The sequence below is a fragment of the Gemmiger qucibialis genome, assembly GCF_027689445.1.
GTDB classification, from domain to species: domain Bacteria; phylum Bacillota; class Clostridia; order Oscillospirales; family Ruminococcaceae; genus Gemmiger; species Gemmiger qucibialis.
In genome coordinates this window covers 58,714-74,437 of record NZ_JAQFEN010000003.1, presented here as the reverse complement: position 1 = coordinate 74,437, position 15,724 = coordinate 58,714, and the positions used below count along the sequence as shown (strand labels likewise).

The following is a 15,724-nucleotide window of genomic DNA, read 5'->3' as shown; positions in this document are numbered from 1 at the left end:
AGCGCCGCCAGTGGCGGAAACAGCGAACCGAAGCAGGGGCAGCGGTCGCAGAGTGCGAGGGGCTTTTGCCCCCGAAGCACGATGCGGGTACCGCAACCCGACATTATCGAGCATTTTGGCAACGCAGATGCCGTGCCGCAGCTGCCGGAGCGGTGCTTAAGCCGCAAGGCGGGAATTGTGCGGTGTTGCCTTAGCTATTCCTGCGTGACCCGTTGCCCAGATACTGTGCTGGCAGTTGTCTGGGTCACAAAATCCTGGATCACCCCGCCCAACAGGTTCATTTGCGGTTCTTCACACAACAAAAGGTAATCAAATCCGTTCCGCGTCCAACTCGCCATGGCGTTCCGACCGGGGTTCTGGCTCAGCGTGACTTCTGTGCCGTCAATCGGCACAGTGGCCACGTTTTCGTATTGACAAGCCAGATAGGTATCCGGCACATCCAGCTGCCCGGTTTGAGCAACCCGCAGCCGAACGCCCCCGGCGGGAATCACATTGTATTCAATCTCCGCCGTTTTGCGGTTGATGAGCCAGAACCGCCCCGGAATCAGGATATCAGTGGAAGGGTACATCGTTACAGCAAACCCTGCACTTTCGGTAAAATCCGGCGCCGAATATTCCTCCTGGTAACTGCGCTGCCCGGTGGGCGTGCCGGGCTGCTGGATGCTCTCTTTCTGCCACATCATCGCGGCGGCAATCAGCGCCGCAATGCCCACAACTGCCAAAAACAAAATCAGCCAAAATGCTTGCTCCATCATTACCATCCCCTTTGCTCCATGGTATGTGCTGCGGCTGGGGATGGTGCACATGAGATGGTTCTACCGGCAGGAGATTTGTTCCTTGATGTGGTTCAGCGCGCATTTTTCCAACCGGCTGACCTGCGCCTGGCTGATGCCGATGGCCTGCGCCACCTGCATCTGTGTCTGGCCGGATAAATACCGCAGGGCGATGATGCGTCGCTCCCGCGGGGTAAGGGCCTGCACGGTATCCTTGAACATGATATCGCTGATCCAGCTTTCTTCGCAGCTTGCTTCCTGTACGCGGTCCATAATGGCTAGGGTATCATCACCATCGGTATAGGCCGGTTCATACAAACTGGCTGGTTCCACAATGGATTCCAGCGCCATGGCAACCTGCTCCGGGGCGCTGCCGACGCGGGCGGCAATTTCACTCACGCGGGGCTCACGCCCGGTTTCTTTTTGCAGGGCTTCCCGTGCCTGCATGGCGTGATAGGCCAGGTCCCGCACCGACCGGCTGACCCGTATGGGGGTATTATCCCGCAAAAAGCGCCGGATCTCACCCAGAATCATCGGCACCCCATAGGTGGAAAACCGCACTTTCAAACCGGGGTCAAAATTGTCGATTGCCTTAATCAGCCCAATGCACCCAACCTGGAACAGGTCGTCCAGGTTTTCGCCTCGGCCCGCAAATTTCTGCACCACGCTCAACACAAGGCGCAGGTTGCCCTGTATCATCTGGGCACGGGCTTCGCTGTTTCCGGCTTTGGCAGCAAGCAGCAGCTGGGTTTTCTGTTCCTCGTTCAGCACCGGCAGCAGGGCCGTGTTCACACCGCATATTTCCACTTTGCTGGTATTCATTCTGCATCCTCCCGTTCTTTTGCATTCAGCAACAGCAGTTGGTTCCGCCCTTAGGGGGATCTGAAAAGTCGAAAATATCGTCTGTTTCTACAAGCATAGCCGGATTTTGTGTTAAGGCAACACCGCACAATTCCCGCCTGACGGCTTAAGCACCGCTCCGGCGGCTGCGGCACGGCATCTGCGTTGCCAAAATGCTCGATAATGTCGGGTTGCGGTACCCGCATCGTGCTTCGGGGGGGCAAAAGCCCCTCGCACTCTGCGACCGCTGCCCCTGCTTCGGTTCGCTGTTTCCGCCACTGGCGGCGCTCACCTTTGCAGCATCCAGTATTATCTGCGCTTTTTGCCTAGCAGCTGCCGCACCTCGCTCGCCGTATCGGCACTTAGAATTATGCGGTATTGCCTTAAATCCTGCTTGTGTTTGCGAAATATCCGTCATTTTTTTGTTTTCAGATACACCTTAGTATGGGCACCTGACGGCTGAAAAAGACAGGATGGGAAATAATTGAAATCACCCTTCCATAAAATAGCAAAGGCAAAAAACAGGCCCCTGTTGAACTATATTTTTGTGCATGCTAGTAAATTTAATACGAACCGCCCTGGCAAGATTGCACCCGCCCGCAGGTTATGTTATACTAATACTTATGTTGGAAAAATTATGTTCCGGCGTGCGGTACCGCACCGTGTTGTGCCATGCGCCCAAACAGCAGGAAAAAGGGATACCGATGAAAATAGGATTTGATAACAATAAGTACCTGGCCATGCAGTCTGCCCATATCCGGGAGCGCATCAGCCAGTTTGATAACAAGCTCTACCTGGAATTTGGCGGCAAGCTGTTTGATGACTATCATGCTTCCCGCGTGCTGCCGGGCTTCCAGCCGGATTCCAAACTTCAAATGCTGCTGCAGCTGAAAGCCCAGGCCGAAATCGTGGTTGTGATCAGCGCCGAGGACATCATCAGCAACAAAATGCGCGGCGATTACGGCATCACCTATGACCAGGACGTTCTGCGCCTGATTGACGCGTTCCAGGGCATGGGTCTGTTTGTTGGCAGCGTGTGCATCACCATGTATACCGCTGCGCCGGAAGTGGAAGCTTTTGAGCGCCGCCTGAATGAGCTGAACATCCGTACCTTCCGCCATTACAAAATTGCTGGCTACCCCAACGATGTGACTCGCATTGTGAGCGATGACGGTTACGGCAAAAATGATTACATCGAAACCGAGCGCCCACTGGTCGTTATCACGGCTCCCGGCCCCGGCAGCGGCAAAATGGCCGTCTGCCTGTCCCAGCTGTACCATGAATACAAGCGCGGCATCAAGGCTGGCTACGCCAAATTTGAAACATTCCCCATCTGGAACATTCCCCTCAAGCACCCAGTCAACCTTGCTTACGAAGCTGCTACCGCCGACCTGAATGATGTCAACATGATTGACCCGTTCCATCTGGAAGCATACGGCAAAACAGCGGTCAACTATAACCGCGATATCGAAATTTTCCCCGTTGTCAATGCCATGTTTGAGCTGATTGCGGGCAAAAGCCCTTACCATTCGCCCACCGACATGGGCGTTAATATGGCAGGCAACTGCATCATTGACGATGAAGTCTGCCAGGAGGCTTCCCGCAAGGAAATTATCCGCCGCTACTTCAAGTGCCTGTGCGACCAGAAAACCGGCGGTATCGTCAAGGATGACCGCTACAAGCTGGAACTGCTGCTGAACCAGGCGGGCGTCAGCGTCGGCATGCGCGCCGTGGAACAGCAGGCCCACGCCTGTTCCGATAAAACCGGCGGCCGCCCTGCTGCGGCAATCGAACTGCCGGATGGCACTATTGTAACCGGCAAAACCGGCCCGCTGCTGGGCGCTGCCGCCTCTGCGTTGCTCAATGCACTCAAGCGCCTTGCCGGGATTGATCAGGAGCTGAATCTGGTTTCCGCCCATGCGATCGAGCCAATCCAGACCCTAAAAACCCAGTATCTCGGCAGCCGCAACCCCCGCCTGCACACGGATGAAATTCTCATCGCGCTTTCCAGCTCGGTTACTGAAAATGCCGCAGCAGCTGCCGCCATGCACCAGCTGCCCATGCTCAAAGGCTGCGATGTCCATTCCACTGTCATCCTGTCCAGCGTGGACGCCGATACCCTAAAAAAGCTTGGCATGAACCTGACCTGTGACCCTGTTTACGAAGAAACCGGTCGCAAGTACCATAAGATATAACCCCGATCATAATTCAAAAGGCCGAACGGTTCTCCTTCCGTTCGGCCTTTTGCGTTATCTAAGGCAACACCGCATAATTCCCGCCTTGCGGCTTAAGCACCGCTCCGGCAGCTGCGGCACGGCATCTGCGTTGCCAAAATGCTCGATAATGTCGGGTTGCGGTACCCGCATCGTGCTTCGGGGGCAAAAGCCCCTCGCACTCTGCGACCGCTGCCCCTGCTTCGGTTCGCTGTTTCCGCCACTGGCGGCGCTCACCTTTGCAGCATCCAGTATTATCTGCGCTTTTGGCTTGACATCTGCCGCACCTCGCTCGCCGTATCGGCACTTAGAATTATGCGGTATTGCCCTAAGGTGTATCTGAAAACAAAGAAATAGACGATATTTTTGACTTTTCAGATACACCCTAGTATGGTTTTGTCAGCCTCGATTTTCCGTTGGTGCTTCCGGTGCCGCCTGCCGCTTGTTGTCGGCCTCCATCTTGACCCCGCACAGCCCCAGCGCACGCTGGAAAGACTTTGGCCCCTTATACAAAATACCCGTGATCCCCAGGTTATAGGCTGCCTGGGCGTTCACCTTGGTATCATCCACAAAAATGGTTTCGTCATAGGCAAGGCCGTATTTTTGCATCATCAAGCCAAAAATTTTCGGGTCGGGTTTGCTCAGGTGTACTTCGCACGAGGCAATGCCGCCGTCAAACAGCGGGAAAAAGTCCCGCTGGCGGATTTCGTCAATCACGTCCTGCGGAATGTTGGAAAGGTAATACAGCCGGTAGCCCGCCAGCTTCAGCTTGCACATCGTTTTTACCGTGCGCTTGTTGGTGTGCAGGATGCTCTGCCATTCATCAATGACAGCCTGCACCTCAAAGGTACGGCCGCGCTCAGCAGCGTTTTCCAGCATCAGGCGGTTGGCAGTGCCGCGGCTGATGACCCCGCGGTCCAGCTCTTCCCATTCTTTGCTGCCAAAGGTCAAATCAAACACTTCATCCTCGGCGCTCTTGTTCAAAAAATGATCCATCAAAAAATCCCGCGGCTTAAAATCCACCACAACGCCGCCCAGATCAAAAATGATGTTTTTATACATAAACGGTTTATCCCTCCGGTTTTGGCTTACATCATACCTGCATAGCAGTTTGTATTATCCCTTATTATACACATAATTGCCCCAAAGCACAAATAAATTATTTACAGCATAATCTGTAATAGGTGCAAAATGGGAAAAGGGGTGGTGGCATGACACTGCGTGACTTGAGCGAGAAAGATGTGATTCAGCTGAAAACAGGGGAGAACCTTGGCCGCATTGATGACCTTGCCTTTGAGGATGGCCAGATCACCCAGGTGGTCCTGCACGGCCGCGCCCGAATGTTCGGCCTGCTGGGGCGGGACGATGATTTGTTCATTCCCTGGGCCGCTGTCAAAACCATAGGGACAGATGTTATCATGGTGGATGCCGAAGTGCCGCCCCCGCACGCAAATCACATCAGAAAAGGCTGGATGTAAAATCACTGAAAAATCTTCTTGACAGGGGTGAACATTTTGTAAGACTGTGCTATAATATTTTGAAAGAGTAACTTCCAGATACTGCCACCCAAGGAAAGGGGAGCCCGCCATGCAGATGAACGAAAAGCAAACCCTGCTGGCCGGTGCTGCCGCCCTTGCGCTGATCGTATTTGGTGCGCTATTCTGGATCGCTCCTGTCTGGCAGTTTGGTTATGCCCCGGCTGCCTATCAGCCGCCTGTTTTGCCGGCGCAGGCTGAACCTGCACCGGAACCCACGCGGGAAGAACAGGGGCCAGTCAACATCAATACCGCTTCGGCCGAAGAGCTGATGCGGCTGCCTGGCATTGGGCAGGCAAAAGCGGAAGCCATTCTGGCGGACCGCGCGGCAAACGGCCCCTATGCAGCGCCGGAAGACCTGACCCGCGTGAAGGGAATATCCCAGCGCATGGTGCAGCAGTGGGGAAGTGATATTACCGTTGGCGGCTGACCCCGCTGCCCGATGGTGGAGCTAGAAAATAAAAACTGATTTTAGCCTCGCTCAACACCACTGAACATCCGTAAGGAGGAACCTGTTTTGGAAAACCCGTCGGAGAGCATTTTTATCAACCGGGAACTCAGCTGGCTGGATTTTGACAGCCGCGTGCTGGCCCTTGCCAAAGAAAAAAGCGTTCCCCTGGCAGAGCGCATCAAATTTGCCGCCATTTTCGGCAGCAATATGGATGAGTTTTTTATGGTGCGTGTTGGCTCGCTGTATGACCAGACGTTGCTGAAAAACAATAAGCTGGATATCGTCACCCATATGACGCCATCGGAACAGATCGCCGCCATCACCCCGCGCGTAGCGGAGCTGCAGGCAAAGTGTGATAAATACTATCAGCACTTACTTTCCGCCTTGAAAGAGAACAAGTACATCAAGGTCGATTTTGACCACCTGGACAAGCAGCAGGAGCACTACTGGAAAGCATATTTCACCTCTGAAATCCTGCCCATCCTGAGCCCGCAGGTGGTGGACCAACGCCACCCGTTCCCGTTCCTGCGCAATAAAGAAATTTATTATGCCGCCCAGCTCAACAGCAAGAGTGACGGTGTATATTACGGCATTATCCCCCTCAGCGGCCAGTTTGAGCAGCTGCTGTTTATCAAAAATCCAGACGGCACCACAAGCTTTGCCTTTGCGGATGAGCTGATCGCCCATTACGCCGCCGGCATCTTTAATAAAAGCACGCTGCAGAACGCCTGTCTGTTCCGCGTGACCCGCAATGCGGATATCACGGTGGACGAGGGCATGATGGACCATGATATCGACTTCCGCGATGTGATGAGCGAGCTGCTGAAAAAGCGCCGCAAGCTGGCCGCTGTGCGCCTGCAATTCTGGCCCAGCGCTCCGCAGGAGATCGTCAAGTTCCTGCGGGACAAGCTGGTGGTCCCGGCGGACCGCTGCTATACCCAAACTTCGCCGCTGGACCCCGGGCTTTTGTTCCGCCTGGCCAGCCGCGTTTCGGCAGACAGCAACCCCGCTTTTTCCTATCCGCCAGCCCGCCCGATTCAGGCCCCCGCGGATTATGATCTGTATGCCGAAGCCCACAAACATGACGTTCTGCTCTCTTACCCGTACCAGAGCATCCGCCCGTTCATCCGCATGCTGATGAAAGCAGGTTCCGACCCGGATGTTGTCAGCATCAAAATGACCCTGTACCGCATGGCAAGCGATTCCCAGATCGTGCAGGCGCTGATCAATGCAGCGGAAAACGGCAAGGAAGTTACCGCCATGGTGGAGCTGCGCGCCCGCTTTGACGAGCAGAACAACATCGACTGGTCCAAACAGCTGGAAGAAGCTGGCTGCACGGTGTTCTATGGCTTTGATGATTACAAAGTCCATTCCAAGCTGACCCTGATCACCAGCAAGGTGAACGGCAAATACCACTACCTGACCCAGATTGGCACAGGTAACTATAACGAAAAAACCAGCGAGCTGTACACTGACCTTTCCTTCATCACCACCCGGCAGGAAATCGGCGAGGAAGCCAGCGCAGTGTTCAACAATATGGCTTTGCAGCGCCTGACCAGTGAGGCCGATACCATGCTGGTGGCACCGCTGCGCTTCAAGAGCGTTCTGCTGGAACAGATGGACCGCCAGATTGACCGCGCCCGCCGCGGGCTTCCGGCATCCATGATTTTGAAAAACAACTCCATCAATGACCCGCAGATCATCAACAAGATCAGCGAGGCCAGTTGCGCCGGTGTGCGGGTGGATATGATCGTGCGCGGCATCTGCTGCATCAAAGCAGGGGTGCCTGGAAAGACCGAGAACGTCCACATCCGCAGCATCGTTGGCCGCTATCTGGAACATTCCCGCATTTATTGCTTCGGTGAAGGCGAAGACATGACCATCTATATCGCCTCCGGCGACTTCCTGACCCGCAACACCGAGCGTCGTGTCGAAGTCGGCGTGCGGGTGGATGATCGTGAGATTGCCAAAAAGCTGCGCGGCATCCTCGACCTACAGCTGCGGGATACCGTCAATGCACGGGAGATGCAGCCTGATGGCATATATACCCGCGTAAAGCCCAAGCAGGGCGAGCCGCCGGTGGACAGCCAGATGGCAATGTATGGCTACTTCCAGCACGGCTTTGAAACCGCACACCCCGCCGCACCCACCAGAAAGGCTGCCGCCAAACCGGTTCAAAAGCCCAAGCACCCCACGCCCCATCCCCACAAACCGGAGAATAAGCGCTTCCGCGGTTTTCTTGACAGCCTGTTTGGCCACAAAAAGTAACCCCCGCAAAGGCTGTTCTGCACCATTCCCGCCTGACGGCAGAGATACCGCATCAGCCCCGGAATGATATGGAACCGCCAAAAGTAAAACGGTTAAGGAGAACATAAACGTATGAAAACCTGTGTTGTAACAGCAACCTATGGCTGCGCTCCCAACAAAGTATGGCTGTACATGACCAACCCCACCCTGAACAGCTGGAACCCGACTGTTGCTTCGGCGGAGGTTGACCTGGAAGGCATGCACATTGTTGAGAAAAACAAGGACGGCACTACCACGGATATCCACTTTGACAAGCTGGATAAGCCCCGCCGTATCAGCTGCACTTTTACCCGCGGCAAGATCCGCGGCGCTTTTACCGCCATCCTGCTGGGCAGCGCCGATTCCACCAGCCTGGAATGCACGCTGGATGTGGAAGGTCTTGGTCTGTTCGCCAAGCCGCAGAAAAAGCTGGAAGAGTATCTGGAAACCTTGCGCAAAGTACTGGGTGACTAAACCAGAATCAGATTCACAACATCTTTGGTAAATTGATAAAACAGATAAAGCGGGGCACTGCATTGTGGTGCTCCGTTTTTCTATACTGGAAGCTGCTTTTTCGGGAAGTCTGTCCGCAGAACTTTGCACGGTACTTGTGATGCAGCGCCCCACTTTCTTGCATACCCACCCGCCCCCGCTGCATATATACAAAATATGCCGCAATGCAAAGAAAGGGGACTGCCTATGTGGGAGAATGCCGCCAAACATACTGATACACCACCCGCGCCACCCGCTGCGGCGGAGCCCGGCGAATATGATACGCTGCTGTGGGCACAGATCATCCTGTGCGTGCTGATTGCTGCTGGGGTATTCGCTGCCCGCGCGCTGGAACTGCCGCTGTACAGCACGCTGCGCACCGATTACCGCTATGCGCTGGCCCAGCCCGGCCCCGATTTCTGGAACACGGATGGCTCCCGCAATGTCGTGCGCTTTACACAGGAAACTTTTGCCGAGTTGCGCGGGGTGCTGCGGCAAGTCGCCGCCCAAACGCCGGAAACCGCGGCCCGCACCGGCACTGCCCACGGCCAGCCGCTGGCCAGCGCCGAAGCGTATCTGCCGGGGGTTATGCTCCAATATCCTCTGCCGGGCAAACCTGCTGTTGAAACCTCCGCTTACGGAACCCGCATTGATCCCGTGCAGGGCAAAACGCAGGAGTTCCATACCGGTGCGGATCTTTCCGCTGTGCAGGGTACACCGGTTTATGCTGCCGCAAGCGGGGTGGTGCGCATAGCCCGGAATCATGCGAGCTATGGCAATTATGTCCGTCTGCTGCACCCCGGCGGGGATGAAACGATCTATGCCCATCTGCAATACCTGTTTGTCCGCCAGGGTCAGCAGATTCAGGCGGGGCAGTGCCTGGGCACCGTGGGGCAGACCGGCAACGCCACCGGCCCGCACCTGCACTTTGAGCTTTTGCACGCCGGTGTGCGGTATGACCCAACCCGGGCCCTTGCCAAAGCGGGTCTCCAGGCGGAACCATGAAGCAGCCGCACCACATTTTAGCCGTCCGTATCGCGCACCCGGTCTGGACACTCTTTCTCCTCGCTTTGGCGCTGGCCGTTGACCACACCGGCATTGTCCGCCTAGGGCTTCTGTGCTCCTGCCTGCATGAATGCGGCCACCTGCTGGTGTGGGTACTGCTGACCCGTTTGCCCCCAACGCTTATTATCTGTCCAACCGGTTTCTGTCTTTCCCTGCGTGGGGTGGTGCTGACGCCAAAGCAGTTTATCATTCTTGCCGCTGCGGGGCCAGCGGTCAATCTGGTGCTGGCGGCAGGGGGCATTGCCTGGTTGCTGGGCCATCCCGCCAGTTACCGCCTGTGTTATTTCATCGCGGCCAATCTGCTTCTGGGGGCATTCAACCTGCTGCCGATCCATGGGCTGGATGGCTGGCAGATCAACTCCAACCTGGGCATCCTGTTTCATTCCAAGATCCAAACCCAGAAGCATTCCTGCGTGAATTGAGGTTGCATTTTGCGCTGTTTTGGGCTATCATATAAAATAGAAAAGTTGTGTAAAGCAATAAATGAACAATAACTGCCTGCGGTCAACACCTGTGCTGCAGGGTATGGAAGGGTGGCAACATGGCCGAATTTTCCCCTAAGTTGAAAGAAGCGCTCAGTCTGGTTCAAAAGCCGGGCCGTTATACCGGCGGTGAACCGGGCTGCACCTATAAAGATAAAGCAAACGTTGACGTGCGCATGGCGTTCTGCTTCCCTGATACCTATGAGATCGGCATGTCCTTTTTGGGCGAAAAAATCCTGTACGAGCTGCTCAACCGCCACGAAAACTGGTGGTGCGAGCGAGCCTTTATGCCCTGGGTGGACATGAAAGAGCAGATGGAGCGCCTGCATATTCCGCTCTACTGCCTGGAAAGCAAGGACCCGCTGACGGATTTCGATATCGTTGGCTTCTCCTTGGAATACGAGCTTTGCTATACCAATATCCTTGCCATGCTGGATCTGGCAGGTATTCCGCTGCGCGCTGCGGATCGTGACGAGCGCTGGCCGCTGATCATTTCCGGCGGCCCCTGCGTCTGCAACGCCGAACCGATGGCGGATTTCTTTGATATCATGCAGCTGGGCGAAGGCGAACAGATGCTGCAGGACATCTGCGCCACCGTGGAAGCAGGTAAAAAGGCTGGCTGGAACAAGGACCAGCTGCTGTTTGAACTTTCAAAAATTCCCGGCGTGTATGTGCCGTCCTTCTATGATGTAACCTACCTGCCGGATGGCCGGGTGGAAAGCATCAAGCCTAACCGCCCCGGTGTGCCGGAACGTGTGACCAAGGCCATTGTGAAGGACATGGACAGCTTTGTTCCGCCGGAAAATTTTGTTGTGCCCATGGTGGGTGCTGTGCAGGACCGTGCCTGTGTGGAAGTTCTGCGCGGCTGTGTGCGCGGTTGCCGGTTCTGCCAGGCAGGCCAGCTGTACCGCCCGTTCCGCGAGCGCTCGCCCAAGCTCATCAGCGAAAGCGCCCGTGTGCTGTGCCGCAACACCGGGTACGATGAACTGAGCCTTTCCAGCCTGTCCACCTCCGACCATTCCCGTCTGGAGGATATCCTGGACGAGCTGAATTCCTGGGCGGAGACCGACCATGTCAGCCTGTCGCTGCCGTCTCTGCGTGTGGACAACTTCTCGCAGTCTCTGGTGGAAAAAACCACTAAGGTGCGCAAAAGCGGCTTGACCTTTGCGGCGGAGGCCGGCACCCAGCGCCTGCGCGATGTCATCAACAAAAACGTTACCTGGGACCAGATCGAGCGCGGCTGCCGCATTGCCTTCGCGGAAGGCTACACCTCCGTCAAGCTCTACTTTATGATGGGCCTGCCCACCGAAACACTGGAAGACATCAAAGGCATTGCCGATACCGCCCAGCAGGTAGTGGACCTGTATTACAGCATGGAGCACCCCAAAGGCAAGGGCGTCCAGGTTACCATCAGCGTGGCCTGCTTTGTGCCCAAGCCGGATACCCCGTTCCAGTTCTGCGCCCAGGATCGCCGCGAAACCCTGCGCGAAAAGCAGAAGTACCTGCTCAGCTGTGTGCACTCGCGCAAAATCAAGGTCAACTATCACGACAGCGCCACCAGCGTGCTGGAGGGTGTGTTCGCTAAGGGTGACCGCCGCATGGGCCGCGTGATCGAAACTGCCTATCACAACGGCGCATTCTTTGATACCTGGGAGGAGTTCTTCAGCTATGACCGCTGGTTGGAAGCATTTGCTGCCTGCGGCCTGGACCCCGATTTTTATAACTACCGCGCCTTGGGCTTGGATGAAGTAACCCCGTGGTCGCACCTGGATGTGGGTGTGACCCATGCCCACCTGGTGCGGGAATACCAAAAGGCCCTGCAGGCGCAGACCACACAGCCCTGCAATCGCCAGTGCTCGGCCTGCGGTGCCAATAAACTGCTGGGAGGACCCTGCTTTGATTACAGTAAGAATTCGCTTTGAAAAAACGGGCGAAGCTGCCTATATCTCGCTGCTGGACCTGCAGCGCGTGTTCCATCGCATCTTAAAGCGCAGCGGTCTGCCGGTGTATTACACCCAGGGCTTTAACCCGCATATCTATCTTTCCTTTGCGTGCCCGCTGTCTTTGGGGCAGGAAAGCCTGTGTGAGTGCTGCGAGGTAAAAACCGAAGCTGAGGACCCCCAGCTGGATACCTGGTGCGATGTTTTGCAGCCCTACATGCCGCGCGGTATCAAGGTGCTCAGTGCCCAGCAGGCGCAGAATAAGGTAGCGGAGATCGACCATGCTTCTTATCTTGTCACTCTGCCCGCCAGCGCCGCCGCTGCGCTGGATGCTTACAATGCAGCCGAAAACGCCATGGTGGTCAAAAAGACCAAGCGCGGCCAGAAAGAGCTGGACCTGAAAACCATTATCCCGCATGTTGAATATGAACAGGCAGGGGGGCAGCTGCAGTTTAACCTGGTGCTGCCCTGCGGCTCCGGCGAAGCACCGAACTATAACCCCGCTTTGCTGCTGGGCTATTTGCAGCAGCAGTACAACATCCCGCCCTGGCTGTGCAGCGTGTTGCGCACGAAGCTTTACACAAAAAACAACGAAGAATTTTGTTAATTTTCCGAAAAGCCCTTGCAAAATCTGCCAGGGTATGTTATTATACTTAAGCGTTAGTGCCGCCGAGCCATCGGCGGGGTAATGACACATCATTATACAGGCGGTCCTCTGCCGCTGTAAGCGGGTATGAACGTCGCAAAACAATGGAGGAATTCATCAATGAACGCAATGCAGAAAATGACCGAGGGCATGATCAAAGAGAACCAGCCCAAGTTTGAAGTCGGCGATACCGTCCGCGTGTCCGTCCGCATCAAGGAAGGCGACAAGGAGCGTATCCAGGCTTTCGAAGGTACCGTTATTGCTAAGAAGCATGGCGGCATCGCGGAGACCTTCACCGTCCGCCGCACCTCTTATGGTGTTGGCGTTGAGCGTGTGTTCCCGGTCAACAGCCCGTTCGTCGAGAACGTTGAGGTTGTTCGCCGCGGTAAGGTTCGCCGTGCAAAGCTGTTCTATCTGCGCAGCCGCACCGGCAAGGCCGCCAAGGTCAAGGCTCGCGTCTGATTATCGGCCAATATGCAGCAAAAGGGGAGGACGGTTGGCGTTCTTCCCTTTTTGTTTTATCAATTTCTATGCCAGGCAAGGGGGGCTTGATTGACTATGGCAAGTGCCGCTGTAACAGAGCGCTGCAAAAAGAACAAAAACCTGCTGGAATGGCTGGATTCCATCATTCTGGCGGTTGCTGTGCTTTCTCTTGTGTTCACCTTTGCCGCACGGGCCATCCGTGTGGACGGGCATTCCATGGACCCCACCCTGCATGATCAGCAGCTGCTGATCATCAATAGTCTGCCATACCAGCCCAGCCATGGGGATATCGTCGTGATCGACGCCTACACCCCGCACGGCCAAACGCTTATCAAACGCGTCATCGGCGTGGCAGGTGATACGATCGACATTGATTTTACCACCGGCACCGTGTACCGCAACGGCGAAGCACTCGACGAACCCTATACCGCGGAACCGACCTACACCCGCCTGGATATGACGTTCCCCGTCACCGTGCCGGAAGGCACCATCTTTGTGATGGGGGATAACCGCAACAATTCTTTGGACAGCCGCCGTTCCGATATCGGCTTTGTGGATATCCGGGATGTGATGGGCAAAACCATTCAAAAATATTGACAGGAGAAGCAGATGAGCGAAGATATCATCAACCGCCGCGCGATCCAATGGTTCCCCGGCCATATGGCCAAAACCCTGCGCCTGATGGAAACCGAGATCCGCAACGTGGATTGTGTTTTACAAATTCTGGATGCGCGCATCCCGCTTTCCAGCCTGAACCCGGAAATTGAACGCATCACCTCCGGCAAGCCGCACCTGTATATTATGAATAAAGCCGACCTGGCGGACCCGGATATCACTGCCCAGTGGCTGGCTTACTTCAAAAGCGCCGGGGCTGGCTGCCTGCCCATGAACTCCAAACAAAGCGGCAAGGCAGGTGCAGTCAAAGGCCCCATTGAAAAAGAACTTTCCGCCCTGATGGAGCGCCGCCGCAAAAAAGGCATGATCGGTGCCCGCATCCGTGTGATGGTGGTGGGCATTCCCAATGTGGGCAAATCCACCTTCATCAATTCCTTTGCCGGTGCTGCCCGCGCCAAAGCGGCCAACAAACCCGGCGTTACCCGCGGCAAACAGTGGATCACCGTGGATGATTACGACCTGATGGACATGCCTGGCGTGCTTTGGAAAAAGTTTGACAGTCTGGAAACCGCCACCAATCTGGCGTTCATCGGTTCCATCAAAGATGATATCCTGGATATCGAGGAGCTTGCCTGTGGTTTGCTGTCCGGCGTGCGGGCCATCTATCCGCAGCGCCTGATGGAGCGCTACAAGCTGGATGAGCAGGCTTTGGCTCTGCCGCCATATGACCTTTTGCAGGCCATCGGTGCCAAGCGCGGTATGCTGATTTCCGGCGGCGAGGTTGACACCGAGCGTGCCGCCAAAATGCTGGTCGGGGAATTCCGCGCCAGCAAGTGGGGCCGTATCTCGCTGGAACGCCCGCCGCAGCGCGCAGAAGTGACAGACTGGGAGGGCGATGATGCCGATGAGGACGAGCAGTAACCCCGCGTTGTATACGTTTGACGCAGCAAAGCGCGCCGAGCATGGCAACATCTGCGGCGTGGACGAAGCTGGACGCGGCCCCCTGTGCGGGCCGGTCTGCGTAGCCGCCGTCATTCTGAACCCGGATGACCCCATTGAAGGAGTCAACGACTCCAAAAAGCTCAGCGAGAAGCGCCGCGAAGCCTTGTTTGACGAGATCATTGCCCGCGCTCTGTGCTACCAGATCGTTTTTATCTCCCCGCAGGAAATTGACGAGCGCAACATCCTGTGGGCTACCATGGACGGCATGGAGCAGGCGGTGGCCGGTTTGGCCGTTACGCCGGACTATGTTCTGGTGGATGGCAACCGCTGCCCACCCAATCTGGCCCAGCCTGCCGAAGCTGTCGTCAAGGGTGACGCCAACAGCGCCAGTATTGCGGCGGCTTCCATTCTGGCCAAAGTCAGCCGTGACCGGTACATGCTGGAGCTGGATAAACAGTACCCGCAATACCAGCTGGCCAAACATAAAGGTTATCCCACCAAGCTCCATTATGAGCTGATTGAACAATATGGCATTCAGGATTTTTACCGCCGCAGCTTCTTGAAAAAGCAGGGCTACTGGCCATGAACCGCGCCAATTTGGGCCATACGGGCGAAGCCGTTGCCGCTAAGTATTACATCCGGCAGGGCTACCTGCTGCTGAACCATAACTACCGCACCCGCATGGGGGAGCTGGACTTGATCTTATATAAAGCAGACACCATTGTATTTGCAGAGGTCAAGACCCGCACCAGCGCCCAGCGCGCCGCCCCGGCCGAAGCGGTGGACTATTATAAACAGCAACGTCTGATTGCCGTGGCGGGCCAGTATCTTCAGCAAAGCCCGTATGCTGATGCCAATATCCGTTTTGATGTGGTGGAAGTTCTGCCTGCCGGTTCCGGCTGGCAGGTCCACTGCATCCGGGATGCTTTTGCCAGCGAATGATGCGGGGCCTATTTTGAGC

General features: G+C 55.8%; 17 protein-coding genes. 14 read left to right on the top strand and 3 right to left on the bottom strand.

Annotated features, from left to right (window positions below; all coding sequences use genetic code 11):
* Nucleotides 1-194: 194 nt before the first annotated feature.
* The gene (locus PG062_RS06890; RefSeq protein WP_270751712.1) at nucleotides 195-755 is read right to left on the bottom strand and encodes a hypothetical protein; all 561 of its coding nucleotides are present in this window, start codon (nucleotides 753-755) and stop codon (nucleotides 195-197) included.
* A 60-nt stretch (nucleotides 756-815) separates the two neighbouring features.
* Nucleotides 816-1,595 (bottom strand): SigB/SigF/SigG family RNA polymerase sigma factor, encoded by a 780-nt coding sequence (locus PG062_RS06885; protein ID WP_114001032.1) that lies wholly within the window; start codon nucleotides 1,593-1,595, stop codon nucleotides 816-818.
* A 722-nt stretch (nucleotides 1,596-2,317) separates the two neighbouring features.
* Here PG062_RS06885 and PG062_RS06880 point away from each other — a divergent pair.
* Nucleotides 2,318-3,808, top strand: coding sequence for a DUF1846 domain-containing protein (locus PG062_RS06880; RefSeq protein WP_270751710.1), 1,491 nt, complete (start codon nucleotides 2,318-2,320; stop codon nucleotides 3,806-3,808).
* Nucleotides 3,809-4,225: 417 nt separating this feature from the next.
* Here the strand turns inward: PG062_RS06880 and PG062_RS06875 are convergent, their stop codons facing one another.
* Nucleotides 4,226-4,888 carry an HAD family hydrolase gene (locus PG062_RS06875; protein WP_270751709.1) on the bottom strand — a complete coding sequence of 221 codons (663 nt, stop codon included), beginning with the start codon at nucleotides 4,886-4,888 and terminating at the stop codon, nucleotides 4,226-4,228.
* A gap of 149 nt (nucleotides 4,889-5,037) precedes the next feature.
* On the opposite strand from PG062_RS06875, the gene PG062_RS06870 reads away from it, so the two are divergent.
* The 13 genes from PG062_RS06870 (at nucleotide 5,038) to PG062_RS06810 (ending at nucleotide 15,705) form a co-directional block, all read left to right on the top strand.
* The gene (locus tag PG062_RS06870) at nucleotides 5,038-5,304 is read left to right on the top strand and encodes a YlmC/YmxH family sporulation protein (protein WP_114001208.1); all 267 of its coding nucleotides are present in this window, start codon (nucleotides 5,038-5,040) and stop codon (nucleotides 5,302-5,304) included.
* A gap of 115 nt (nucleotides 5,305-5,419) precedes the next feature.
* Complete coding sequence (locus tag PG062_RS06865; RefSeq protein WP_270751708.1) at nucleotides 5,420-5,791, top strand: ComEA family DNA-binding protein; 372 nt, start codon at nucleotides 5,420-5,422, stop codon at nucleotides 5,789-5,791.
* An 87-nt stretch (nucleotides 5,792-5,878) separates the two neighbouring features.
* A complete protein-coding gene (gene ppk1 / locus PG062_RS06860) occupies nucleotides 5,879-8,080 on the top strand; it encodes a polyphosphate kinase 1 (RefSeq protein ID WP_270751707.1) in 2,202 nt (733 codons plus the stop codon).
* Nucleotides 8,081-8,191: 111 nt separating this feature from the next.
* Nucleotides 8,192-8,572, top strand: coding sequence for an SRPBCC domain-containing protein (locus PG062_RS06855; protein WP_114001210.1), 381 nt, complete (start codon nucleotides 8,192-8,194; stop codon nucleotides 8,570-8,572).
* A 225-nt stretch (nucleotides 8,573-8,797) separates the two neighbouring features.
* The gene (locus PG062_RS06850; protein ID WP_270751706.1) at nucleotides 8,798-9,595 is read left to right on the top strand and encodes a M23 family metallopeptidase; all 798 of its coding nucleotides are present in this window, start codon (nucleotides 8,798-8,800) and stop codon (nucleotides 9,593-9,595) included.
* On the top strand, nucleotides 9,592-10,077 hold the full coding sequence (locus tag PG062_RS06845) for a zinc metalloprotease (protein WP_270751704.1): 486 nt from the start codon (nucleotides 9,592-9,594) through the stop codon (nucleotides 10,075-10,077). Before PG062_RS06850 ends, PG062_RS06845 begins: the two co-directional genes overlap by 4 nt.
* Nucleotides 10,078-10,196: 119 nt before the next feature.
* Nucleotides 10,197-12,059, top strand: coding sequence for a TIGR03960 family B12-binding radical SAM protein (locus tag PG062_RS06840; RefSeq protein WP_114000653.1), 1,863 nt, complete (start codon nucleotides 10,197-10,199; stop codon nucleotides 12,057-12,059).
* Entirely contained in the window at nucleotides 12,034-12,684 is a 651-nt protein-coding gene (locus PG062_RS06835) for a TIGR03936 family radical SAM-associated protein (protein WP_270751703.1), read from the top strand. The genes PG062_RS06840 and PG062_RS06835 overlap by 26 nt, the downstream gene beginning before the upstream one ends.
* 159 nt (nucleotides 12,685-12,843) lie before the next feature.
* A complete protein-coding gene (gene rplS, locus PG062_RS06830; protein ID WP_270751702.1) occupies nucleotides 12,844-13,185 on the top strand; it encodes a 50S ribosomal protein L19 in 342 nt (113 codons plus the stop codon).
* 96 nt (nucleotides 13,186-13,281) lie between these two features.
* Nucleotides 13,282-13,803, top strand: a complete 522-nt coding sequence (lepB, locus tag PG062_RS06825) for a signal peptidase I (RefSeq protein ID WP_270751848.1) — start codon at nucleotides 13,282-13,284, stop codon at nucleotides 13,801-13,803.
* 12 nt (nucleotides 13,804-13,815) lie between these two features.
* Nucleotides 13,816-14,742, top strand: a complete 927-nt coding sequence (gene ylqF / locus PG062_RS06820) for a ribosome biogenesis GTPase YlqF (protein ID WP_270751701.1) — start codon at nucleotides 13,816-13,818, stop codon at nucleotides 14,740-14,742.
* Entirely contained in the window at nucleotides 14,726-15,349 is a 624-nt protein-coding gene (gene rnhB, locus PG062_RS06815; RefSeq protein ID WP_242979593.1) for a ribonuclease HII, read from the top strand. The genes ylqF and rnhB overlap by 17 nt, the downstream gene beginning before the upstream one ends.
* Complete coding sequence (locus PG062_RS06810) at nucleotides 15,346-15,705, top strand: YraN family protein (RefSeq protein WP_270751700.1); 360 nt, start codon at nucleotides 15,346-15,348, stop codon at nucleotides 15,703-15,705. Before rnhB ends, PG062_RS06810 begins: the two co-directional genes overlap by 4 nt.
* The last annotated feature ends 19 nt before the right edge of the window (nucleotides 15,706-15,724 follow it).